Raw genomic sequence first — 22827 nt, forward strand, 5'->3', positions numbered from 1 at the left:
CGATGCGCCTCGGACAACATCGCATACGTCTTACCCACACCCGGTGCCGCACCGAGATAGATCCGAAGCTTGCCGCGAGCCATGGCCTCATTGTCTTCCTGGAACTGCTGTGTACGCAGCGTCGACCTTACGGCCAACAATTCCGGCAAAGCGGGTGGGGTGGTCGTTTCCGCAGCTCCTTGACACAACCCTGATGCGGTGGGGTGTGCGGGCGTACGGGGGTGCCCGTGGGGCGCGGGTGGCGGGGCCCGGGTGGTCCGGGCCCCGCCGGCCGTGGCCCGGCGTCCTGGAGGGACGGGCGGGTCAGCCCTTGGCGGCGACCAGGTGCTTCAGGGCGATGTTGAGCTTCAGGACGTTCACCCGGGGCTCCCCCAGGAAGCCGAGCACGCGGCCGTCGGTGTGGTCGTCGACGAGCTTGCGTACGTCCTTGACGTCCAGCCGGTTCCGCTCGGCGACCCGGTGCGCCTGGAGGTCGGCGTACGCGGGCGAGATGTGCGGGTCGAGGCCCGAGCCGGAGGACGTGACGGCGTCGGCCGGGACGTCGGCGGGCCGGACCGGGTGGCGGGCCGTCGAGTTGTCCTTGACGACGGCGTCCTTGGCCGCCTTGACCTGCGCGCACAGGCCTTCGGTGGCCTGGGGGTCGCAGACCTGCCGGCCGTTCTTGTCCTTCATGGACCCGGAGTCGCCCGCGAGGTTCGTCGCGCCGGACAGGAGCAGCTTGTACCGGGTGTTGACGCTGTTCGTGCCGAGTCCGTTGGACGGGCGGGGCTGGAACCACCTGAGGTCCGGGGCCGGGGTCTCCTGGCCCTTCTTCAGGGGCAGGTCGTAGCGCTGGCCGATGAGCTCGGAGCCGACGACCCGGCCGCCGTCCTCGATCTCGGAGCCGTTGGCCTTGTCGTGGAAGAGGGCCTGGGCGACGCCGGTGACGGCCAGCGGGTAGAGCACGCCGCACACGAGGGTCAGGACGAGCACGGCGCGCAGGCCGGCGCCGAGGAGCCGGGTGGTGTTTGCCACGGTGTTGTTCATGCCGAGTCACCCAATGCCGGGGATGAGGGAGATGAGCAGGTCGATGAGTTTGATGCCGACGAACGGCGCCACGAGTCCGCCGAGGCCGTAGAGGCCGAGGTTGCGCCGGAGCATGCGGTCCGCGCTCATCGGGCGGTAGCGCACGCCCTTCAGGGCCAGCGGCACCAGGGCCACGATGATCAGCGCGTTGAAGATCACGGCCGACAGGATCGCGGACTTGGGGCTGGACAGGTCCATGATGTTGAGCTTGTCCAGGCCCGGGTACACCACGGCGAACATGGCCGGGATGATCGCGAAGTACTTCGCCACGTCGTTGGCGATCGAGAACGTGGTCAGGGCGCCACGGGTGATCAACAGTTGCTTGCCGATCTCGACGATCTCGATCAACTTGGTCGGGTTGGAGTCGAGGTCCACCATGTTCCCGGCCTCCTTGGCGGCCGAGGTGCCGGTGTTCATGGCCACGCCGACATCGGCCTGGGCGAGCGCCGGGGCGTCGTTGGTGCCGTCGCCCGTCATCGCCACGAGCTTGCCGCCCGCCTGTTCGCGCTTGATCAGCGCCATCTTGTCCTCGGGGGTGGCCTCCGCGAGGAAGTCGTCCACGCCCGCCTCGTCGGCGATGGCCTTGGCCGTCAGCGGGTTGTCGCCCGTGATCATGACGGTCTTGATGCCCATGCGGCGCAGCTCGTCGAACCGCTCCCGCATGCCTTCCTTGACGACGTCCTTGAGGTGGATGACGCCGAGGACGCGGGCGCCGTCGGCGTCCTCGACCGCCACGAGCAGCGGCGTGCCGCCCGCCTGCGCGATCGTGTCGGTGAGCTGCTGCGCCTCGGCCGTGACCGTGCCGCCGCGCTCCTTCACCCAGGTCAGTACCGAGCCGGTCGCGCCCTTGCGGACCTTGCGCCCGTCGACGTCCACGCCGGACATCCGCGTCTGGGCGGTGAAGGCGATCCACTCGGCGCCGGTCAGCTCGCCCTGGTGCCGCTCGCGCAGGCCGTACTTCTCCTTGGCGAGGACGACGATCGAGCGGCCCTCGGGCGTCTCGTCGGCCAGCGAGGAGAGCTGGGCGGCGTCGGCGACCTCGGCCTCGGTGGTGCCGCGCACGGGGACGAACTCCGCGGCCTGGCGGTTGCCGAGCGTGATGGTGCCGGTCTTGTCGAGCAGCAGCGTGGAGACGTCACCCGCGGCCTCGACGGCCCGGCCGGACATGGCGAGGACGTTGCGCTGGACCAGCCGGTCCATGCCCGCGATGCCGATGGCGGAGAGCAGGGCGCCGATGGTCGTCGGGATGAGGCAGACCAGGAGCGCGCAGAGCACGATCATGGACTGCTCGGCCCCGGCGTACACCGCGAACGGCTGGAGCGTGACGACCGCGAGCAGGAAGACCACGGTCAGCGAGGCGAGCAGGATGTTGAGCGCGATCTCGTTGGGCGTCTTCTGCCGGGCGGCGCCCTCGACCAGGTTGATCATCCGGTCGATGAAGGTCTCGCCGGGCTTCGTCGTGATCTTGATGACGACGCGGTCGGAGAGGACCTTCGTGCCGCCGGTGACCGCGGACCGGTCGCCGCCGGACTCGCGGATGACGGGCGCCGACTCGCCGGTGATCGCCGACTCGTCGACGCTGGCCACGCCCTCCACGACGTCGCCGTCGCCCGGGATGACGTCACCGGCCTCGCAGACGACCAGGTCGCCGACGCGCAGCTCGGTGCCGGGCACCCGCTCCTCCGCCCCGCCGTCGGCGGACAGGCGGCGCGCGACCGTGTCGGTCTTGGCCTTGCGCAGGGTGTCGGCCTGGGCCTTGCCGCGGCCCTCGGCCACCGCCTCCGCGAGGTTGGCGAAGAGCGTGGTCAGCCACAGCCACGCGGCGATCGCCCAGCCGAACCAGTCGCCCGGGTCCTTGACCGCGAGCAGCGTGGTGAGGACGGAGCCGACGAGCACCACGAACATCACGGGCGACTTGACCATCACCCGCGGGTCGAGCTTCCTGACGGCGTCCGGGGCGGACCTCAGGAGCTGCGCCGGGTCGAAGAGGCCTTGGCCGACCTTGCCGTCGTCCGGCCTGTGGCCGGTCGGCACGTCCTGGTGCGGCGCGCGCGTCGGGGTAGCGGTGGTCATGGAGCCGCGCTCCTCTTGCTTGCTGGTTTCGGTGGTCATGACGCGAGGCCCTCGGCGAGCGGCCCGAGCGCGAGCGCCGGGAAGTACGTCAGACCGGTGATGATCGTGATGGTGCCGACGAGCAGGCCCGTGAACAGGGGCTTCTCCGTGCGCAGGGTGCCGGCCGTCTTCGGCACGGGCTGCTGCCCGGCGAGCGAACCGGCGAGCGCGAGGACGAACACCATCGGCAGGAACCGGCCGAGCAGCATCGCGAGGCCGATGGTGGTGTTGAACCACTGCGTGTCCGCGGCGAGGCCGGCGAAGGCCGAGCCGTTGTTGTTGGCGCCGGAGGTGAAGGCGTACAGGATCTCCGAGAACCCGTGCGCACCGCCGTTGAGCAGCGAGTTCTTCGGCGTGTCCAGGGCCATGGAGGCACCGGTGAAGCCGAGCACGAGCGCGGGCGTGACGAGGATGTAGCAGGCCGCGAGCTTGATCTCACGGGTGCCGATCTTCTTGCCCAGGTACTCGGGCGTACGGCCGACCATCAGGCCCGCGATGAACACCGCGATGATCGCCATGATCAGCATGCCGTAGAGGCCGGAGCCGACGCCGCCGGGCGCGATCTCGCCGAGCTGCATGCCCAGCATCGTGATCCCGCCGCCGAAGCCGGTGTACGAGGAGTGGAAGGAGTTCACGGCGCCGGTGGAGGTGAGCGTGGTGCTCGTGGCGAAGAGCGACGAGCCCGCGATGCCGAAGCGGGTCTCCTTGCCCTCCGTCGCACCGCCCGCGAGGTCGAAGGCCGGGCCGCCGTGGTGGAACTCGGTCCACATCATCAGCGCGGTGAAGCCCAGCCAGATCGCCGCCATCGTGGCGAGGATCGCGTAGCCCTGCCGGATCGAGCCGACCATCGTGCCGAAGGTCCGGGTCAGGGCGAACGGGATGACCAGGATCAGGAAGATCTCGAAGAGGTTGGAGACCGGGTTCGGGTTCTCGAAGGGGTGGGCCGAGTTGGCGTTGAAGTAGCCGCCGCCGTTCGTGCCCAGCTCCTTGATGACCTCCTGGGAGGCGACCGCGCCGCCGTTCCACTGCTGCTCGCCGCCCAGGAACTGGCCGACCCCGTGGATGCCGGAGAAGTTCTGGATGACGCCGCAGGCGACCAGGACGAGCGCGCCGACCACGGAGAGCGGCAGCAGGATGCGGACGACACCGCGCACCAGGTCGGCCCAGAAGTTGCCGAGGTCGCCCGTGCGGGTGCGCGCGAAGCCGCGTACCAGGGCCACGGCGACGGCGATGCCGACGGCCGCGGAGACGAAGTTCTGCACGGCGAGGCCGGCGGTCTGCACGACGTGGCCCATGGCCTGCTCGCCGGAGTACGACTGCCAGTTGGTGTTGGCGACGAAGGACGCGGCGGTGTTGAAGGCCTGGTCCGGGTCGATCGACCGGAAGCCGAGCGAGCCGGGCAGCGAGCCCTGGAGCCGCTGGAGCAGGTAGAGGAAGAGCATGCTGGCCGCGGAGAAGGCGAGCACACCGCGGAGGTAGGCGGGCCAGCGCATCGCGGCGCCGGGGTCGGCGCCGATGCCCTTGTAGATCCACTTCTCGACGCGCAGGTGCTTGTCGGAGGAGTAGACGCCGGCCATGTAGTCGCCGAGCGGGCGGTGGGCGAGGCCGAGCGCGACGACGAGGGCGAGGAGCTGGAGCACGCCAGCGAGGACGGGACTCATGGGGCCGCTCAGAACCTCTCCGGGAACACGAGGGCGAGGACGAGATAGCCCAGCAGGGCGACGGCCACGAGGAGACCGACGACGTTCTCTGCGCTCACAGCTTCGCCACCCCCTTGGCGACGAGGGCCACCAGGGCGAAGACCGCGACCGTGGTGACGACGAAGGCCAGATCGGCCATCGTGTGCTCCTAGATGAGATACGGAAGTGCTGACCTCACGAGGAAACAGCGCCGATGGCGGAATTCGATCGCCGTTGACGTCTCCCTTACGGCCACTGACGCCGCGTTGACGGGTCTCTTACGGACGCCGTGCGGTCGCCTCGGGCGGCGGGCGAGGGGGGGCGAAGGAGGGGTGGGCGAGGGGCGGCGAAGGAGGGGTGGGCGACATGCCGAAGGGCCGCACCACCTGCTGTGATGCGGCCCTTCGGCCTTGCCTTCTCGCCTGCGTGCCTGCCCGGTTCCCGTCGTCGGCGGGTGCGGGGCCGTTGTGGCTGCTCGCGCCGTTCCCCGCGCCCCTGGCGGGGCGCGCCCACCAGTGTCAGCGGACCTCGGTGATCTCCGGGCCCCGGGCGAGCTGGCCCATGCCCCCGGAGAAGCGGGACGTCTCCTGGTCCTCCTGCTGGACGCCCTCGGCGACCATCTGCGCGTCGTCCGGCAGCTTGAGGACGATCGGGTCGCGCGGGGCCATCGGGCCCTCGCCGCGGACGACGACCGTGTCCCGGAAGATCTGCTCCAGGAGCCCCGCGGCCTGGGGCTGCACCGCGCCCTGGCCGGAGATCACTCCGCGCAGGAACCAGCGCGGGCCGTCCACACCCACGAACCGGACCACCTGGAAGCCGCCCGTGCCGTCCGGCAGCTGCACCGGCACCTGGGCGCGCAGCTCCCAGCCGAGCGGCCCCTCGACCTCGTCGATGACCCCGCCCTGCTGCGTGATGCCGGACGCGATCTCCTCGCGCACCTCGCCCCAGATGCCCTCCCGCTTGGGCGCGGCGAAGGCCTGGAGCTGGATGGCGCTGTCCTGGAGCACGACGGTGGCCGCGACGATCGCGTCGCCCGCGACCTCCACGCGCAGCTCCATGCCCTCGACGCCGGGCACGAACAGACCGCCGAGGTCCACCCGCCCCTCGCCGGGGTCACGGACCTCGGCGACGTCCCAGGGCCCGTCGGGACGCGGCTCGGGCTCCAGGCGCACGCGCCGGGACGTGCCGTCCTGCGCGCCCTCGGCGCCGTCCGTGATGTCCGTGCTGTCAGTGCTGTCGACGACCTGCTCGGCCTCGCCCGCCGCGTCCGCGGCGGCACCACTCTTCTTGCGACGTCCGAACACGTCACTGTCCTTCCCGGTCGGATACGACCGACGCGTATCGATTCCCACCCGTTTGATGACCCGAGCTGGCGTCCACGGCGGCGTGACCGCCGGTGGAACCGAATCCCCCCTCGGCCCGCGCCGAGCCGGGAAGCTCCGCCACCTCCTGGAAGCGCACCTTCTCGACCTGCTGGACGACCAGTTGGGCAATCCGGTCGAAGCGCTCGAACCGCACACTGTCGCGCGGGTCGAGATTCACCACGATCACCTTGATCTCCCCACGGTACCCGGCATCAATCGTCCCCGGGGCATTCACCATGGCGACACCGCAGCGGGCGGCGAGGCCGGACCGGGGGTGCACGAAGGCCGCGTACCCCTCGGGCAGGGCGATGGAAACCCCGGTCGGCAGGACCGCCCGTTCACCGGGCGCGAGTTCGCACGGCTCCGTGGTGCGCAGATCGGCTCCGGCGTCGCCGGGCATCGCGTACGCCGGGAGCGGTACGTCGGGGTCGACGCGCCGGATCAGCACGTCCAGGGGGGCACGGTCGGTCACGGGTTCACCTCGAAGGCGCGGGCGCGCCGAATCTGGTCCGGGTCGTTCATGGCCGCCTGGATCTCCCGGGGTCGGCCGTTGTCGATGAAGTGGTCCACCTTCACCTCGACGAAGAGGGCGTCGGCGCGCACGGCGACGGGTCCCTCGGGGCCGCCGATCCGCCCGGTGGCCGTCGAGTAGATCTTCCGTCCGGCGACCGCGGTGACCTCGGCCTCCAGGAAGAGCACCGTGCCGACCGGCACCGGCCGGACGAAGTCGGTCTCCAGGCGCCCGGTCACGGCGATCACCCGCAGCAGCCAGTTCAGCGAGCCGAGCGTCTCGTCGAGCGCGGTCGCGAGCACACCGCCGTGGGCGAGGCCCGGGGCACCCTGGTGCGCCTCGCGGACCGTGAACTCGGCGGTGACGGCGACACCTTCGCCGGCCCGGGCGGCGAGGTGCAGGCCGTGGGCCTGTCCGCCGCCGCAGCCGAAGCAGTGCTCGTAGTGCGCGCCGATCAGCTCCCCGGGCGCGGGCGCGTCGGGGTGCCGCACGGGGGGTATGGCGTCGGCCGGGGGCGTCAGAGCCGCAGTGGTACCACTCACAGGCGCAGACCTTACCTCCGCGTCAGCGGCCGTCGCGCACCGTGCCAAGCTTGGCTTCATGCAGCCTTACGAAGAACGCCTCACCGCACCCCGTTCATGGTGGCTCGTCTCGGCCCTCGTCGGTATCGCGACGGGCCTGACGGCGCTCCCGTTCGGCACGCTGCCGTTCCTGGGCGGCCTGGTCGGCGGCACGGCGCTGGCGGCGGTGCTGACCAGCGCGTACGGCTCGGTGCGGATCCGGGTCGTGGCGGGCTTCCTGGTGGCGGGCGACGCGAAGATCCCGGTGTCGGCCCTCGGTACGCCGGAGCTCCTGGACGCGGCCGAGGCCCGCGCCTGGCGGACCCACAAGGCGGACCCGCGCGCGTTCATGGTGCTGCGCAGCTACATCCCGACGGCCCTGCGCGTCGAGGTCACCGACCCCGAGGACCCGACGCCGTACGTGTACCTGTCGACGCGGAACCCGGAGGCCCTGGCCGGGGCCCTGGAGGCGGTGCGGGCGGCGTAGGGGCGGAGGGAGCCGGAGGGGGAGGTCCCGGCTCCACCGGGCGAGTAACTCAGCTCCCGAGCTCCTTGCGGCGGGCCTCCGCGGACCCGGGCAGGGGCGGCAGCTCGGGCAGCGCCTCCCAGGGCACCTGGGCCCGGCGCAGGTCGGCGCGGACGCGCTCCGCGAGCTTCTTGGTGTCCCGCCGGTTCATGAAGGCGCCGACGGCCGCACCCACCATGAAGGGCATCAGGTTCGGCAGGTTCCGCACCATGCGCTTCATGATCTGCTGGCGCAGCTCGCGCTTCATCTGCCCGCCGAGGGCGGCGTTGACCGAGGCCGGCTTGGCGACGTCGATCCCGCGTTCCTCGGTCCACGAGCGCAGGTACGCGGCGCTGCGCTCCTTGAGGGTGCCGGGCGGTCTGCGGCCGTACACCTCGTGCAGCTCCGCGACGAGCTTCAGCTCGATCGCGGCGACGCCGGTGATCTCGGCGGCGAGCTCCGCGGGCATCGCCGGCGGGACCGGCAGCATGGCGGCGGCGCCGACGCCGGCGCCGACCGTGGAGGTCGCGTTGGCCGCGCCCGCGATGAGCTTGTCCGCGAGCTGCTCGGGGCCGAGGCCCGGGAACTGCTTGCGGAGGGTGGCCAGGTCCCGGACCGGGACCCGGGGGGCGTTCTCGATGATCCGGTCGGCGAGGTAGCCGATGCCGGCCCTGGCGCTGCGGCCGCCGCGGCGTACGCCCTTGCGCAGGCCGTTCGCGACGGCGGTGAAACGCTTGCCCTTGGTCAGGGGGCCCTCGCCCTCCGCCGCCTCGACGGCCTCCGCGGCGTCGACGGCCGCCCGCGGCGACGTGTCCACCGCCGTCTCGTGCAGCAGCGCGGGGACGGCCGCGTAGGCCGCCTCAGCGCCGCCCTGCGCCCCGGCGGGACCCGAGGGGGCGGTGGTGCCCTCCGGGTCCGCGCCCGTCGCTCCGGCAGGCCCGAGCGAGGCCTGCGGGCCCCGCTCGCCGTCCGTCGCGCCCTCGGGCACGGCTGCGTCCGCCTCGTGGTCGCCGAAGCGGTTCTTCCCGTGCGGGGTCGAGCCAGTCACGGCCGACCTCGCTCAGTCGCAGTCGCGGCAGATCGGCTGGCCGTTCTTCTCCCGGGCCAGCTGGCTGCGGTGGTGCACCAGGAAGCAGCTCATGCACGTGAACTCGTCCTGCTGCTTGGGGAGCACGCGGACCGCGAGCTCCTCGTTGGACAGGTCGGCGCCGGGCAGCTCGAGGCCTTCGGCGGCCTCGAACTCGTCGACGTCGACGGCCGAGGCGGACTTGTCGTTCCGCCGGGCCTTCAGTTCTTCAAGACTGTCCGAGTCGACGTCGTCGTCGGTCTTGCGTGGGGTGTCGTAGTCCGTTGCCATGTCGCTCTCCCCCTCTGGGTGTCTGCGGTGTCTCAGCGCACGTAACGCGTGAGAGGCCGGACTTGTGCCCGACCTGAGGCGGAGATTTTGCCTCACATCAAGGTCTGTTACTCAATCGACACCCAACCGCACCCCTGAAGAGGTGATCGGTTTGGATGGCGATCGGGACCGTACACGGTCCGAATGTCGCACTTCACGGGCGCCACCCCGTGTACTTCCCGTGATCAAGACCCCCGAAAACCCGGATTTTCCCGGCTTTCCGACGACTTTCGCGGTCACGGAGAGTAGATGGCCGAAAAATCGCCCCTGTGATCGATCACACACGGAATTGGCAGGATCGGGTCCTGAAAATTCCGCTTAAAGCGAACATCCGGCGTGTCCGGCGGCAGCATCTCAGATCGGCAGGGTCACCCGCATCACGAGCCCACCCCCCTCACGAGGCTCCGCGATGATACGGCCCCCGTGGGCACGCGCCACCGACCGGGCGATGGACAGGCCGAGACCCACCCCCTTGTCGCTGCCGGTGCGCTCCGTGCGGAGCCTGCGGAAGGGCTCGAAGAGGTTGTCGATCTCGTACGCGGGCACCACGGGCCCGGTGTTCGTGACCACAAGGACGGCCTGGCCGTGCTGGGCCTCGGTGGTGACCTCCACCCAGCCCGCCTCCTTGACGTTGTACCGGACGGCGTTCTGCACGAGGTTCAGCGCGATGCGCTCCAGGAGGACGCCGTTGCCCTGCACGATGGCGAGGGCGCGCTCGCCGCGGATTTCGACGCCCTTCTCCTCGGCCTCGGCCCGCGACTGGTCGACGGCGCGGTCGGCGACCTCGGCGAGGTCCACCGGCTTGCGCTCGACGATCTGGTTGTCGCTGCGGGCGAGCAGCAGCAGGCCCTCCACGAGCTGCTCGCTGCGCTCGTTGGTGGCCAGCAGCGTCTTGCCGAGCTGCTGGAGCTCGGGGGGCGCGCCCGGGTCGGAGAGGTGCACCTCCAGGAGCGTGCGGTTGATCGCCAGCGGGGTGCGCAGCTCGTGCGAGGCGTTCCCGACGAAGCGCTGCTGGGCGGTGAAGGCACGCTCCAGGCGGTCCAGCATCTCGTCGAAGGTGTCGGAGAGCTCCTTCAACTCGTCGTCGGGTCCGTCCAGTTCGATACGGCGCTTGAGGTCCGTGCCCGCCACCCGGCGCGCGGTACGGGTGATGCGGCCGAGCGGCGACAGGACGCGGCCCGCCATCGCGTACCCGAAGGCGAAGGCGATCACGGCGAGGCCGAGCAGGGCGAGCAGCGAGCGGCTCAGGAGGTTGTCCAGGGCGTGCTCGCGCTGTTCGTTCACGCACGTGTTCATCGCCGCGTTGAACTCCTCCGGGGAGGCGCGGCTCGGCAGGTCGCAGACCTTGCTCTCCACCCGGCCCGAGACGATCTTGAAGGGCAGGTCGCTGCCCACGTTCAGCGCCTGCGCGGCGAGCAGGTAGATGATCGAGAGCAGCAGGATGCCCGCGATCAGGAACATGCCGCCGTACAGGAGCGTGAGCCTTATGCGGATGGTGGGGCGCAGCCACGGGAAGGGGGGTTCGACCTTCCTGGGGTCCCACGTCGGCTTGGGGGGCGCCGCGGGTGGCGCCGGTGTCGTGGCCACGGGAGATCAGATCCGGTAGCCCGAGCCGGGCACCGTGACGATGACGGCGGGCTCGCCGAGCTTGCGGCGCAGGGTCATGACGGTCACCCGGACGACGTTCGTGAACGGGTCCGTGTTCTCGTCCCAGGCCTTCTCCAGGAGCTGCTCGGCGGAGACCACGGCGCCCTCGCTGCGCATCAGGACCTCCAGGACGGCGAACTCCTTGGGTGCGAGCTGGATCTCCCGGCCCTCGCGGAACACCTCGCGGCGGTTCGGATCGAGCTTGATGCCGGCGCGCTCCAGGACGGGCGGCAGCGGCACGCTCGTCCGCCGCCCCAGCGCGCGCACGCGCGCGGTGAGCTCGCTGAACGCGAACGGCTTGGGGAGGTAGTCGTCGGCGCCGATCTCCAGGCCCTCGACGCGGTCGCTGACGTCGCCGGAGGCGGTGAGCATCAGCACCCGGGTGGGCATCCCGAGCTCGACGATCTTGCGGCAGACGTCGTCGCCGTGCACGAGGGGGAGGTCCCGGTCCAGGACGACCACGTCGTAGTCGTTCACGCCGATGCGCTCCAGGGCGGCCGCACCGTCGTACACGACGTCGACGGCCATGGCCTCCCGGCGCAGTCCGGTGGCCACCGCATCGGCGAGCAGCTGCTCGTCCTCGACGACGAGTACGCGCACGTCGCTGTCCTTCCTCTGCGCCCGGCCCCCGGCTGGCGCGGGCAGGGCAGGTCTGATCTGGGGGTGAGGCATCCATCCTGCCCCTTTCGGCCATAAACCGGCTGTAAGGCGGCCGAGGGCCCGGGGATGCGGGATTTTCTCATCCAGTTGAGGTTTCCCTGAGGAAGCCCGGGGGGAGGACGGCAGTTACACCCGCGATCACGCTTCGTATGTGACACGCCACGAGCTGCCGGGCGCCGGCGGCGCCGGACGTGATCGCCGCTTCTCGGGCACACCCCCGTGCCACCGACCCACACGACCCAGCCGAGGGGGCGCAACCATGGACGCATTCACCGCAGGTCTCCTGCAGCGCATAAAGGCCACGGAGTCCGACCTCGCGCGAGCCCGTCGGACGGGCGACGACTTCCTGGCCGAGGTCGAGCTGTCCGAGCTGGAGGATCTGCACCGCCTGGCCGCCGAGCACGGCGTGGAGGTCGCTGTCCCGTCGTCCTGACCGGAGGCCGTCACGCACACGACAGGGCCCCGGCACCCGCGCCCGCGGTGCCGGGGCCCTGTCGTGTTCCCGGGTGCCCAGATGCTCTGCCGGGGCCGCGCGGGGCACGGGTGCCGCCGGAGCGGGTCCGCGCGGCCCCGGCCGGGGCCTCTCAGTCGTGCCAGGCGCCGTGCTCGTCCAGGAACGCCCGCAGGGGCTCGAACAGGCCGGGCGGGCCCGCCACAGCCAGCTCCGTGGACAGGGCCTCGCCGGGGCGGCCGCCGGTGAGGGCGCCCGCCTCGCGCGCGACGAGGTCGCCGGCGGCGAAGTCCCAGGGGTTCAGGCCGCGTTCGTAGTACGCGTCCAGGCGGCCGGCCGCCACGTCGCAGAGGTCGATGGCCGCCGAGCCGCCGCGCCGGATGTCCCGGACGCGGGGCAGCAGTTCCCGGACCACCGCGGCCTGCCGGGCGCGGCGCTCGGCGACGTAGCCGAAGCCGGTGCCGATCAGCGCCTGGGCGAAGGGGGGCGCGGGGCGCACGCGCACCGGCTTGTCGTCGAGGAACGCGCCCTGGCCGAGCACCGCGCGGAACGTCTCGCCGCGCACGGGCGCGTGGACGACGCCGACCAGGGTCTCGCCGTCCGCCGCGGTCAGGCGCGCGGCGATGGACACCGCCCAGTCCGGGCGCCCGTACAGGTAGTTCACGGTGCCGTCGATCGGGTCGATCACCCACTGGACGCCGCTGCTGCCCTCGAAGCTGGCGCCCTCCTCGCCGAGCACGCCGTCCGCGGGCCTGCGCTCGGCCAGGAAGGCCGTGATCAGCTTCTCCGAGGCGATGTCCATCTCGGTGACGACGTCGACGGCGCTGCTCTTCGTGGCGGCCACCCCCAGGTCGTCCGGGCGGCCGTCGCGCAGCAGCTCACCGGCGCGGCGCGCGGCCTCCAGGGCGACGGCGAGGAGTTCGGCCTTCAAGGCGTCCTGGGCGGCGGGGTCGGTCACGGGGGCTCCTTACGGCGAGCGGACGTTCCGTACGGCCTGCGCGTGGGCGGCGGCCGTGCACCTCGATGGTCCACGGCCGCCCTCCGCCTCGGCGAGGCGGGGCGGGGCGGGGCGGAGCAGGGCGGGGGCCGTGACGCCCGGGCGGCCCTTCCGGACCGGGGGGGCCGGGGGTGCCGGGGTGCCGCGGAGCCGTCCCGCCCCGTGCCGCCGGGTGCCTCAGGCGAACGGGCTGTCGGCGCCGGCCGCGGCGGGCCTGGGGGCGCGCGCCGGGCAGCAGCCCACGGGGCACAGGTCGTGGCTCGGGCCGAGCGTGCCGAGGGCGCAGGGCGTCACCGCGCGCCCGCTCTCGGTCGCCGCGCGCTCCAGGACGAGCTCGCGCACCGCCGCGGCGAACCGCGGGTCGGCGCCCACGGTGGCCGAGCGCCGCACGGGCAGGCCCAGCTCGGCGGCCTTCGCCGTGGCTTCGGTGTCGAGGTCGTAGAGCACCTCCATGTGGTCCGACACGAAGCCGATCGGGACCATCACCACGGCGGGCGCGCCGGCGGCGTGCCGCTCCTCCAGGTGGTCGCAGATGTCGGGCTCCAGCCACGGGATGTGCGGGGCCCCGGAGCGCGACTGGTACACCAGCTCCCAGGGGTGGTCGACGCCGGTCTCCTCGCGCACCGCGTCCGCGACGAGCCGCGCCACGTCCAGGTGCTGCCTCACGTACGCCCCGCCGTCGCCGTGGTCGGCCACGGGGCCCGAGGTGTCGGCCGCCGCCGTCGGGATGGAGTGCGTGGTGAACGCCAGGTGGGCGCCGTCGCGGACCTCGTCGGGCAGCTCGGCCAGGGACTTCAGGACGCCGTCGATCATGGGCCGCACGAAGCCCGGGTGATTGAAGTAGTGCCGCAGCTTGTCCACGCGCGGCAGGTCGTGGCCCTCCTCCTGGAGGGTCGCCAGGGCGTCCGCGAGGTTCTCGCGGTACTGGCGGCACCCCGAGTACGAGGCGTAGGCGCTGGTGGCCAGGACGAGGACGCGGCGGCGGCCGTCGCGCACCAGGTCGCGCAGGGTGTCCGTGAGGTACGGCGCCCAGTTGCGGTTGCCCCAGTACACCGGCAGGTCGAGGCCGTGGTCCGCGAAGTCCTTGCGCAGGGCGTCGAGCAGGGCGCGGTTCTGGTCGTTGATGGGGCTGACCCCGCCGAAGAGGAAGTAGTGCTGCCCCACCTCCTTCAGCCGCTCCTTGGGGATGCCGCGGCCGCGCGTCACGTTCTCCAGGAACGGAACGACGTCGTCCGGGCCTTCGGGGCCGCCGAACGAGAGCAGCAGGAGGGCGTCGTACGGGGTGGGATCCAGGGAGGTATCCAGCGCTTCGGACATGTCTGTGATCCTGCCACCCGCCACTGACAGCGGGGAACGACGGTCCCCCGGCGGCGGGTCGCCGGGGCAGGAGGCGCGGGCCCCGGACGGGAGGCCCGGGCGCCTGGGGCAGCAGACCCGAAGGCGCTGACCGGGAAACCCAGGGCCGCCGGACGGGAGGGGCGCGCAGGCGCTTCGCGGGGCGGGACGGCGTGAGACGGGGCGGGACAGCCCGGGCGGTGCGGGACGGCGCGGCGTGGCGCCGGAGGATGTGAGGCGGTGCGGGAGGGCGGGGCGGCGCGGAAGGTCATGGGGCGGCTTGGGACAGTCCGGGGCGGCACGGGAGGACACGGGGCGGTCCGGGAAGACACAGGGCGGCGCGGGACAGCCCGGAGCGGCCCGGGACAGCCCGGAGCGGCGCGGCAGGAAGTGCGACGGCCCGGCAGGAAAACGACGGTGCGCTCCGGCCCCTCGCGGCCGTAAGCTGTATCAGCCATCTTCACGCCTTACGGAGCCGCACGGCCACCCCCCGGCCGCCCGCTCCCGCGCCCCGCGGAGTCCACGTGCCGAGCCCCTACCGCGCCATCTTCGCCGCCCCCGGCAGCAAGGGGTTCTCCGCCGCCGGGTTCCTCGGGCGGATGCCGCTGTCGATGATGGGCATCGGCATCGTGACGATGGTCTCCCAGATCACCGGGCGGTACGGCCTCGCGGGTGCCCTCTCGGCCACCGTCGCGCTGTCCGCCGCCGCCATCGGCCCGCAGATCTCCCGGCTCGTGGACCGGCACGGCCAGCGCCGGGTCCTGCGGCCCGCGACCCTGGTGTCGCTCGCGGCCGTGACGGGCCTGCTGCTCGCCGCGCGGTTCGAGCTACCGGACTGGACGCTGTTCGTCTTCGCCGCGCTCGTGGGCTGCGTGCCGAGCGTGGGATCGATGGTCCGCGCGCGCTGGGCGGCCCTGTACGGCGGCACCCCGAAGCTGCACACGGCGTACTCCTTCGAGTCCGTCGTGGACGAGGTCTGCTTCATCTTCGGGCCGATCATCTCGATCGGCCTGTCCACGGTGTGGTTCCCCGAGTCCGGGCCGCTCCTGGCCGCCGCCTTCCTCGCCGTGGGCGTCTTCTGGCTGACCGCGCAGCGCGCCACCGAGCCGGTGCCGCACCCGCGCGAGCACCACGCCAAGGGCTCCGCGCTGCGCTCCCCCGGCCTGCAGGTCCTGGGCGCGGCCTTCGTCGCGACCGGCACCATCTTCGGCGCCGTGGACGTGGTCACGGTCGCCTTCGCCGAGGAGGAGGGCCACAAGAGCGCGGCGAGCCTGGTGCTCGCCGTGTACGCGCTCGGGTCGTGCCTCGCGGGCGTGGCCTTCGGCCTCATGAACTTCACCGGGGCGCCCGCGCGCAGGTGGCTGGTGGGCGTGTGTGCGATGGCCGTGAGTATGATCCCGCTTCAACTGGTCGGGAGCCTGCCGTTCCTGGCCGCGGCGCTCTTCCTCGCGGGCCTGTCCATCGCACCCACGATGATCACGACGATGGCCCTCGTCGAACAGCACGTGCCACGCGCGCAGTTGACCGAGGGCATGACCTGGGTCAGCACCGGCCTCGCCGTCGGGATCGCGCTCGGCTCCTCCGCGGCGGGCTGGGTGATCGACGCCGCGGGACCGAGCGCCGGATACGGCGTGCCGGGCGTGGCCGGGGCGCTCGCGGCGGTGGTCGGGCTCCTGGGGTACCGCCGGCTGAAGCAGCCGGCTCCGCGACGGGAGGGGACCCATGGGCACGGGAACGGGCAGGGGCACGGGCGCGGCAGCGACCAGCACGAGGAGTCGAGCGGGGTGGCGTAACTGGGCGGGGACCTTCACCGCCCGCCCCGCGCGCGAGGCGACGCCGGCCTCGGTGGACGAGCTCGTCGAGGCCGTCCGCGGGGCCAGGGCCGACGGGCTGACGGTGAAGCCCGTGGGCACGGGTCACTCCTTCACGGCCGCCGCCGCCACCGACGGCCTGCTGATACGCCCCGACCTGCTCACCGGCATCCGCGCGATCGACCACGCCGCGGGCTCCGTGACCGTCGAGGCGGGCACCCCGCTCAGGCGCCTGAACGCCGCGCTCGCCCGTGAGGGCCTGTCCCTGACGAACATGGGCGACATCATGGAGCAGACGGTCTCCGGCGCCGTCAGCACCGGGACGCACGGCACCGGCCGCGACTCCGCCTCGCTCGCCGCCCAGATCACCGCGCTGGAACTCGTCACCGCCGACGGCGAGGTCCTCACCTGCTCACGGGACGAGCACCCCGACGTCTTCGCCGCCGCCCGGGTCGGGCTCGGCGCGCTCGGCGTCATCACCGCGATCACGTTCTCCGTCGAGCCCCTGTTCTTCCTCCAGGCGCGCGAGGAACCGATGGCCTTCGACCGGGTCACCGCGGAGTTCGACGCGCTCGTCGCCGAGAACGAGCACTTCGAGTTCTACTGGTTCCCGCACACCGGCAACTGCAACACCAAGCGCAACAACCGCAGCCTGGGCCCCGCTGCTCCCCCGCACCCCGTCAGCGCCTTCATAGACGACGAGCTGCTCTCCAACGGCCTCTTCCAGGTCGTCAACACGGTCGGCCGCGCCGTGCCCGCCACCATCCCGGCCATCGCGCGGGTCTCCAGCAGGGCGCTGTCCGCCCGCACCTACACGGACATCCCGTACAAGGTCTTCACCAGCCCCCGGCGCGTGCGCTTCGTGGAGATGGAGTACGCCGTTCCGCGCGAGGCCCTCGTGGACACGCTGCGGGAGCTCAAGGCGATGATCGAGCGCTCCCCGCTGCGGGTCAGCTTCCCCGTGGAGGTCCGCACGGCCCCCGCCGACGACATCACGCTCTCCACGGCCTCCGGCCGCGACACCGCGTACATCGCCGTGCACCTGTACAAGGGGACCCCCTTCCGCGCGTACTTCGGCGCCGCGGAGCGGATCTTCACCGCCCACGAGGGACGGCCCCACTGGGGGAAGCTCCACACCCGCGACGCCGCGTACTTCGCCGCCGCCTACCCGCGCTTCGCCGAGTTCACGGCGCTGCGCGACCGCCTCGACCCGGAGCGGCTCTTCGCCAACACCTACCTGCGGCGCGTGCTCGGCGACTGAGACTGGGGCTCCGGGCCGGGGCGGGCCGGGGTGGGCGCCCGCGCGAGGGCGGGCGCCCGCTCTACCGCTCGGGCGACTGCTGCTGTCGTTCGGGGACACCCGTCCCTGCGCCGCCCCCGGCGCCGTTCGGCGGGGTGGGTGTCGGGGTCGGGGTGGGCGTCGGCGTGGGCGTGGGGGTCGGCGTGGGCTTCGTCCCGCCGTCGCCGGAGCCGTTCCCGTCGCCCTGGTCGTCCTTGCTGCCGTCGCTGCCGCTGTCGCCCTTGTCCCCGCTGTCCGGGGTGCCGCCCTGGTCCTTGTCGGTGCCGGTGCCCGGCCCCGAGCCGTCGCCGTCGCCCGGGGACGGCGTACCGCTGGGGTTCCCGGAGCTGCCGTCGCCCTGTGAGCCGTCGTCCGTACCGGACGTGCCGCTGTCCGAGGGCTGATCGGTGCCGTCACCGGGCGAGGGCTTGTGGTCGGACGACGACGAGGAGTTCTTGCCCCGCACGAAGTCGCTGATCGACGTGGACTTGTCGTCACCGCTGAAGCTCCGGCCGCTCACCAGCTCGTACGCGGTGATCCCGGTGAGCGCCACGCCGAACACGACGGCGGCGGCGACCAGCGGCCGCTTCCAGCTGGTCACCCGCGCGCGATGCGTGGTGCCCGCCGAGAACTCGTCCGACGGGAGCGGCGGCCCCGGCACCGGGCCCGCCGGGCTCCCCGCCCGGCCCAGGAGCCGGGTCTCCTGGTCACGCCGGCCCCCCGGGAGCACCTGGGTGGCGTCGACGGACCCCAGGAGCTGCGTCCTGTCGGCGTCGGCGGACACGGCGGGCAGCGCGGTGGTCGGGTCCACGGGCCCGACACCGGGGAGGGCCGTGGTCGGGTCGCCCGCCGCGATGCCCGGGAGGGCCGTGGTCGCGTCGACCGTCCCGGCCGGAGGCAGTGCGGTGGTGGGGTCCCCCGCCAAGGGGTCCCCCGCCGTGGAGTTCCCCGCCGTGGGGTTCCCCGTCATGGGCTGCTCTCCCGTCATGGGGTCTTGCGCCCCGAGGGCGGGCAGCACGTTCGTCGGGTCGTCCGCGCCGGGCGTCGGCGGACCGGGCGTCGGCAACGCGGCCCTGGCATCGGCGCCCTGGGTGCCCCGGCCCGCGGACTGCATGCCCCACGTGGTGGTCACCGGGCCCGTGCCGCTTCTCGCGTACCCGGACGACGGCCCGGCCGGCGGGGTGGGCGCGGCTCTGAACGCGGGCGGCACCGGTGTGGCCCCGGTGACCGGCACCTGCTGGGCCTTCGGCTTGGCCTGCACCGCCACGTCGCGCAGCTGTTCGCCCGTACGCTTGAAGAAGTGCTGGAAGACCGTGCCGCCGCAGGTGGCGATGCCGCTCACCACGCCGGCGCCCAGGATCGTCCCGTAGACGCCGAAGCTGGACGCGAGCTTCGCGGCCAGCACCGCGGCCACGGCGCTGCCCGCCACCTGCGGCACGCTCAGATCGAGCCGCTTCTTGTCCGCCCCGTCCTCCGGGGTGCTCTGAGAGTCACTGCCGGTATCCGGCTTTTCACGCATCTCCGACCCTTGCCGCCTTTCTCGCCTTGCTGACGTCACACCTGATTGACGTACGAGTTACGCGTGCCACTCAAGAAGGGGACGTATGTGCGAAGCCAGCAGTTCCGATTCTGGCGTTAACGTGAAGAGCGCCACCTGTGCGCCGGGGATGCGCGCCCCTGACCCCCATCAACTCCCTTCACCCGGGAGAAGTTCGGTGGGCGTGCCGGTCCACCCGGGTGGTCCGAATGGAGTAGTGTTGCGAGCCCTGGGTCCGGTCTCCAGCCAGGGTGCCCGGGGCCAGCCAGGACCGCCGGGAGGGGGCTCGCTGCACAAGGTGGCCAACATGGTCACTTAGCGTTGCGAAGAAGTACCGTGCCATCACGGCGTTCCAGGGCCCACGCCCGACACGCCGGGCAACTCGGCAAGGTTGTGGCAGGCTGCACCCGGGCAGGCCACACTCGACTAGCGGAAGCAGCGACGCACGTGACGTCGGCAGGCACCACCCGGGAGGTCCCCATGCCCGAACTGCGTGTCGTGGCCGTCAGCAACGACGGCACACGGCTGGTGCTGAAGGCTGCGGACAGCACGGAGTACACGCTTCCGATCGACGAACGGCTGCGTGCCGCCGTGCGCGGCGACCGGCCGCGTCTCGGCCAGATCGAGATCGAGGTGGAGAGCCACCTCCGCCCCCGCGACATCCAGGCACGTATACGCGCCGGAGCAAGCGCGGAGGAAGTCGCCTCGCTCGCCGGCATCCCCGTCGACCGCGTCCGCCGCTTCGAGGGCCCCGTGCTCGCCGAGCGCGCCTTCATGGCCGAGCGCGCCCGGAAGACCCCCGTGCGCCGCCCCGGCGAGAACACCGGACCCCAGCTCGGCGAGGCCGTCCAGGAGCGGCTGCTGCTGCGCGGCGCCGACAAGGAGTCGGTGCAGTGGGACTCCTGGCGCCGGGACGACGGCACCTGGGAGGTGCTGCTCGTCTACCGCGTCGCCACCGAGCCGCACTCCGCGAGCTGGACCTACGACCCGCCGCGCCGCCTCGTCCAGGCCGTCGACGACGAGGCGCGCGCCCTCATCGGCGAGACCGACGACATCGCCGCGCCCGAGCCGACCTTCCCGTTCGTGCCGCGCATCGCGCGGCTGCCCCGGGACCGGCCGCCGGAGCGGGCGCTCGACCGCGCCGCCCCGGCAGCGGAGCCCGTGGAGGAGCCCCCGAGCACCGGCGGCGCCATCGCCGAGCAGGAGCGCGACTCGCTCACCAGCCTCCTGGAGGCGGTGCCGAGCTTCCGCGGCGACATGGTCGTCCCCGAGCGTCCGACGACGGCACCCTCCGAACTGCCGTCCGCACCGCAGGACGAGCCGGAGCAGGAGCCGGAGGCCGAGGAGCCCCCGGCCACCGCGGCGTCGGCGGGTTCCGCGTACGCGGACGTGCTCATGCCGCGTGCCGTGGCCAGCCACCGCGAGCGCCTGGTCGGCTCCACGGACCGCCAGGCCGAGGCCGACGGCGTCCGGCCCGGCCGCCGGGCCGCCGTGCCGAGCTGGGACGAGATCGTGTTCGGCACGCGCCGCAAGAAACAGGAGTAGCCGCGGAAACGGCCCCGGGCAGGAGAAGGAACCATCCTCCCGGGGCGCGCCGCGGACACGCCGAGAGAGCCCGTACGCAGAATCCGTACGGGCTCTTCACATGCCCATCACAGGTTACGGAGCGTGATCAGCAGTCGGCTGCGACGCGTGGCGCGATCTCGCGGGTCCGACCCGCCCGAAGCTCCTCAGCACGCCGCCCCGGACCGTGCCGCCGCGCGTCACCGCGGCTCCAGTCCCGTCGCCACCGGGCGGGACGGGTCCGCGGACCACTCCGACCACGAACCGACGTACAGCGCCGCCGGGATGCCCGCCACCGCGAGCGCGAGGACCTCGTGGGCGCCCGACACGCCCGAGCCGCAGTACACGCCGACCTCCGGGGCGTCGGCGGCGCCCAGGGCCTGGAAGCGGGCCGCGAGCTCCCCGGCGGGGCGGAACCGGCCGTCGTCGGCGACGTTCTCCGTCGTGGGCGCCGAGACGGCACCCGGGATGTGACCGCCGACGCGGTCGATCGGCTCGACGTCACCGCGGTAGCGCTCGGCCGCCCGCGCGTCCAGGAGCAGCCCCGAGCGGGCCAGGGCGGCCGCTCCGTCCGCGTCCAGCCGGGGCAGGGAGTCGGGCACCGGCGTGAACGTGCCTGCCGCGGGCGCCCGCACGTCCCCGGACTCCAGCTCGCCCCGCCACGCCGCGAGCCCGCCGTCGAGCACGCGGACCGACGGGTGACCCGCCCAGCGCAACAGCCACCACGCGCGCGCCGCCGCCCAGCCCTGGCCGCCGTCGTACACGACGACGTCCCGGTCCGCCGAGACCCCGGCCGCCCGCATCGCCGCGCCGAAACGCGCGGTGTCCGGCAGCGGGTGTCGCCCCGCCGCCCCGGCCGGGCCCGCGAGGTCGGCGTCGAGGTCGACGAAGACCGCCGAGGGGATGTGCGCCGCCTCGTACGCGGAACGCTGGTGCGGGCCGCCGAGCTGCCAGCGGACGTCGAGCAGCACTGGCGGGTTTCCGCCCGCCAGGTCGCTCGCGAGTTCGGATGCGGAGATGATGGCATTCATAAGCCCCAACCTTGCCCACGGGGTGGCCGCCGCGTCCAGGTCCGGCTACCCTGCTCGGCCGTACCCCGCCCGAACACATGGCGTACGGAGCCGGGCACGCCACGTACCCACAACGGACACGGCCCGGCAATCGCACGTTTACGGGTGAGAAACCGCGGATCGGGCATCCTCCGCGAGGAATGCGGAAGAAGCGGCGCGGCCGGGGAGCGCCGGGCGACGGGTGGTGCGACCATCTGCACGGACGGGCATGCGCGCGGCCGACGTACGCGCGTTCGGAAGACGAAGCGAAGCGGAGCGGCGACGGCTGACGGACGACGGACAGCGGGCGACGGGGCACAGACGACGGACGGCGGGCTCGGCGAGCCGGTCTCCGGCGTCCGGTGTCCGTCACCGATGTCTGCCGACCGTGAGCTGTCGGCGCCACTAGGGCCCGAGGAGAGAGTGACGATGACCGAGGCACGGTGGCCGGACAGCCGACGCGTACCGACTGCGCGGCCCACACCCGGCGCGCCCTGCTGGGTGAGTTTGATGGTGCACGACCTGGCCGCGACCCGGGAGTTCTACGCCGCGCTCTTCGGCTGGACGTACGAGCCGGGACCGCAGCAGCTCGGGCCCTATGTGCGCGCCCTGCTGAACGGCCACGAGGTGGCGGGGATCGGCCAGTTGCCGCCCGACCGGCGGCTGCCGATCGCCTGGACGCCGTACCTGGCGTCGGACGACGTAGACGAGACGGCGGAGACGGCACGGCACTGCGGCGGCACGGTGGGCGTCGGCCCGCTGACCGCGGCGGAGGCCGGCCGCCTGGCCATCGCCTCGGACCCGGCGGGCGCGGTGTTCGGCATCTGGCAGGCGGCGGAGCACCTGGGCACGGGAGTGGCCGGGGTGCACGGCACGCCGGTGTGGAACGAACTCCTCACGCGGGAGACGGCCGAGGTCGCCAAGTTCTACCGGACGCTGTTCGGCTACACCGAGGAGGCGTCCGGCGGCCCCGGCATGGACCGCCTGACGTTCCTCCTGGAGGGCCGGGCGGTGGCCTCGGTGCGCGGTGTGGGCAGCGCCCTGCCCCGCGACCGGGGCGCGCACTGGATGACGTTCTTCGAGGCCGCGGACGTGGACGCGGCCGTGCAGCGGGTGCTGGAGCTGGGCGGCCACGTCGTGCGCCCGGCGCGCACGCGCGCGCACGGCCGGGTCGCCACGGTCGCCGATCCCGAGGGGGCGGTGTTCTCGCTGCTGCACGCCGAGCCGTCCATCCCGGAGCGCCTGCGGGCGGACGCGGTGACGCCGTAGGGGCGGGCCGTGCCCGGTGCCTCCTGGGGGCGGGCGG

General features: G+C 72.9%; 22 protein-coding genes. 6 read left to right on the forward strand and 16 right to left on the reverse strand.

Annotation, left to right across the window (positions count from 1 at the left end):
• From QK440_RS41495 to QK440_RS34015, 8 genes are all read right to left on the reverse strand, one after another.
• The coding region (locus QK440_RS41495; protein WP_282798324.1) for a hypothetical protein at positions 1-83 on the reverse strand (83 nt) is incomplete at its 3' end.
• A gap of 220 nt (positions 84-303) precedes the next feature.
• Complete coding sequence (locus QK440_RS33985) at positions 304-1026, reverse strand: potassium-transporting ATPase subunit C (protein WP_282797108.1); 723 nt, start codon at positions 1024-1026, stop codon at positions 304-306.
• Positions 1027-1032: 6 nt separating this feature from the next.
• Entirely contained in the window at positions 1033-3177 is a 2145-nt protein-coding gene (gene kdpB, locus QK440_RS33990) for a potassium-transporting ATPase subunit KdpB (protein ID WP_282797109.1), read from the reverse strand.
• Positions 3174-4838 (reverse strand): potassium-transporting ATPase subunit KdpA, encoded by a 1665-nt coding sequence (kdpA, locus tag QK440_RS33995; protein WP_282797110.1) that lies wholly within the window; start codon positions 4836-4838, stop codon positions 3174-3176. The genes kdpB and kdpA overlap by 4 nt, the downstream gene beginning before the upstream one ends.
• Positions 4839-4846: 8 nt before the next feature.
• Positions 4847-4936 (reverse strand): K(+)-transporting ATPase subunit F, encoded by a 90-nt coding sequence (kdpF, locus tag QK440_RS34000; RefSeq protein ID WP_190133783.1) that lies wholly within the window; start codon positions 4934-4936, stop codon positions 4847-4849.
• 438 nt (positions 4937-5374) lie between these two features.
• Positions 5375-6160, reverse strand: coding sequence for a DUF3710 domain-containing protein (locus QK440_RS34005; RefSeq protein WP_282797111.1), 786 nt, complete (start codon positions 6158-6160; stop codon positions 5375-5377).
• A gap of 1 nt (position 6161) precedes the next feature.
• Entirely contained in the window at positions 6162-6692 is a 531-nt protein-coding gene (dut, locus tag QK440_RS34010; protein ID WP_282797112.1) for a dUTP diphosphatase, read from the reverse strand.
• Positions 6689-7273 carry a PaaI family thioesterase gene (locus tag QK440_RS34015; protein WP_282797113.1) on the reverse strand — a complete coding sequence of 195 codons (585 nt, stop codon included), beginning with the start codon at positions 7271-7273 and terminating at the stop codon, positions 6689-6691. The genes dut and QK440_RS34015 overlap by 4 nt, the downstream gene beginning before the upstream one ends.
• A 58-nt stretch (positions 7274-7331) precedes the next feature.
• Here QK440_RS34015 and QK440_RS34020 point away from each other — a divergent pair, with 58 nt between their 5' ends.
• A complete protein-coding gene (locus QK440_RS34020) occupies positions 7332-7778 on the forward strand; it encodes a DUF3093 domain-containing protein (protein WP_282797114.1) in 447 nt (148 codons plus the stop codon).
• 49 nt (positions 7779-7827) lie between these two features.
• Here QK440_RS34020 and QK440_RS34025 read toward each other — a convergent pair whose 3' ends face one another.
• From QK440_RS34025 to QK440_RS34040, 4 genes are all read right to left on the reverse strand, one after another.
• Positions 7828-8844, reverse strand: coding sequence for a hypothetical protein (locus QK440_RS34025; RefSeq protein ID WP_282797115.1), 1017 nt, complete (start codon positions 8842-8844; stop codon positions 7828-7830).
• A 12-nt stretch (positions 8845-8856) separates the two neighbouring features.
• Entirely contained in the window at positions 8857-9153 is a 297-nt protein-coding gene (locus QK440_RS34030; protein ID WP_003993510.1) for a DUF4193 domain-containing protein, read from the reverse strand.
• Between the two features lie 393 nt (positions 9154-9546).
• A complete protein-coding gene (locus tag QK440_RS34035) occupies positions 9547-10779 on the reverse strand; it encodes a HAMP domain-containing sensor histidine kinase (protein ID WP_282797116.1) in 1233 nt (410 codons plus the stop codon).
• A gap of 6 nt (positions 10780-10785) precedes the next feature.
• A complete protein-coding gene (locus QK440_RS34040) occupies positions 10786-11439 on the reverse strand; it encodes a response regulator transcription factor (protein WP_030680296.1) in 654 nt (217 codons plus the stop codon).
• A gap of 319 nt (positions 11440-11758) precedes the next feature.
• Between QK440_RS34040 and QK440_RS34045 the strand changes: the two genes are divergently transcribed.
• Positions 11759-11932, forward strand: a complete 174-nt coding sequence (locus QK440_RS34045) for a hypothetical protein (RefSeq protein WP_282797117.1) — start codon at positions 11759-11761, stop codon at positions 11930-11932.
• Between the two features lie 151 nt (positions 11933-12083).
• Here QK440_RS34045 and QK440_RS34050 read toward each other — a convergent pair whose 3' ends face one another.
• Both QK440_RS34050 and QK440_RS34055 read right to left on the reverse strand, forming a co-directional pair.
• A complete protein-coding gene (locus QK440_RS34050; RefSeq protein WP_282797118.1) occupies positions 12084-12908 on the reverse strand; it encodes an inositol monophosphatase family protein in 825 nt (274 codons plus the stop codon).
• Positions 12909-13124: 216 nt separating this feature from the next.
• Positions 13125-14252 (reverse strand): ferrochelatase, encoded by a 1128-nt coding sequence (locus QK440_RS34055; RefSeq protein ID WP_282797129.1) that lies wholly within the window; start codon positions 14250-14252, stop codon positions 13125-13127.
• Positions 14253-14806: 554 nt separating this feature from the next.
• Here QK440_RS34055 and QK440_RS34060 point away from each other — a divergent pair.
• Positions 14807-16075: an MFS transporter gene (locus QK440_RS34060; RefSeq protein WP_282797119.1), complete on the forward strand. Its 1269-nt coding sequence runs from the start codon at positions 14807-14809 to the stop codon at positions 16073-16075.
• Positions 16005-17354, forward strand: a complete 1350-nt coding sequence (locus tag QK440_RS34065; RefSeq protein WP_282797120.1) for a D-arabinono-1,4-lactone oxidase — start codon at positions 16005-16007, stop codon at positions 17352-17354. Before QK440_RS34060 ends, QK440_RS34065 begins: the two co-directional genes overlap by 71 nt.
• Before the next feature lie 61 nt (positions 17355-17415).
• Here the strand turns inward: QK440_RS34065 and QK440_RS34070 are convergent, their stop codons facing one another.
• The gene (locus QK440_RS34070) at positions 17416-18891 is read right to left on the reverse strand and encodes a hypothetical protein (RefSeq protein ID WP_282797121.1); all 1476 of its coding nucleotides are present in this window, start codon (positions 18889-18891) and stop codon (positions 17416-17418) included.
• 498 nt (positions 18892-19389) lie between these two features.
• On the opposite strand from QK440_RS34070, the gene sepH reads away from it, so the two are divergent.
• Positions 19390-20454: a septation protein SepH gene (gene sepH / locus QK440_RS34075; RefSeq protein WP_282797122.1), complete on the forward strand. Its 1065-nt coding sequence runs from the start codon at positions 19390-19392 to the stop codon at positions 20452-20454.
• A gap of 218 nt (positions 20455-20672) precedes the next feature.
• Here the strand turns inward: sepH and QK440_RS34080 are convergent, their stop codons facing one another.
• Positions 20673-21503: a sulfurtransferase gene (locus QK440_RS34080; RefSeq protein ID WP_282797123.1), complete on the reverse strand. Its 831-nt coding sequence runs from the start codon at positions 21501-21503 to the stop codon at positions 20673-20675.
• A 447-nt stretch (positions 21504-21950) separates the two neighbouring features.
• Between QK440_RS34080 and QK440_RS34085 the strand changes: the two genes are divergently transcribed.
• A complete protein-coding gene (locus QK440_RS34085; RefSeq protein ID WP_282797124.1) occupies positions 21951-22790 on the forward strand; it encodes a VOC family protein in 840 nt (279 codons plus the stop codon).
• The last annotated feature ends 37 nt before the right edge of the window (positions 22791-22827 follow it).

It is taken from the genome of Streptomyces sp. CC224B, assembly GCF_030010595.1.
Taxonomy (GTDB): Bacteria; Actinomycetota; Actinomycetes; order Streptomycetales; family Streptomycetaceae; genus Streptomyces; species Streptomyces longispororuber.

What these genes read in the sequence shown, in the direction of transcription:
- QK440_RS33985 (WP_282797108.1), bottom strand. Translation starts at nt 1,026, where the DNA reads ATGAACAACACCGTGGCAAACACCACCCGGCTCCTCGGCGCCGGCCTG.
- kdpB (WP_282797109.1), bottom strand. Translation starts at nt 3,177, where the DNA reads ATGACCACCGAAACCAGCAAGCAAGAGGAGCGCGGCTCCATGACCACC.
- kdpA (WP_282797110.1), bottom strand. Translation starts at nt 4,838, where the DNA reads ATGAGTCCCGTCCTCGCTGGCGTGCTCCAGCTCCTCGCCCTCGTCGTC.
- QK440_RS34020 (WP_282797114.1), top strand. Translation starts at nt 7,332, where the DNA reads ATGCAGCCTTACGAAGAACGCCTCACCGCACCCCGTTCATGGTGGCTC.
- QK440_RS34030 (WP_003993510.1), bottom strand. Translation starts at nt 9,153, where the DNA reads ATGGCAACGGACTACGACACCCCACGCAAGACCGACGACGACGTCGAC.
- QK440_RS34045 (WP_282797117.1), top strand. Translation starts at nt 11,759, where the DNA reads ATGGACGCATTCACCGCAGGTCTCCTGCAGCGCATAAAGGCCACGGAG.
- QK440_RS34065 (WP_282797120.1), top strand. Translation starts at nt 16,005, where the DNA reads ATGGGCACGGGAACGGGCAGGGGCACGGGCGCGGCAGCGACCAGCACG.
- QK440_RS34070 (WP_282797121.1), bottom strand. Translation starts at nt 18,891, where the DNA reads ATGCGTGAAAAGCCGGATACCGGCAGTGACTCTCAGAGCACCCCGGAG.
- sepH (WP_282797122.1), top strand. Translation starts at nt 19,390, where the DNA reads ATGCCCGAACTGCGTGTCGTGGCCGTCAGCAACGACGGCACACGGCTG.
- QK440_RS34080 (WP_282797123.1), bottom strand. Translation starts at nt 21,503, where the DNA reads ATGAATGCCATCATCTCCGCATCCGAACTCGCGAGCGACCTGGCGGGC.
- QK440_RS34085 (WP_282797124.1), top strand. Translation starts at nt 21,951, where the DNA reads ATGACCGAGGCACGGTGGCCGGACAGCCGACGCGTACCGACTGCGCGG.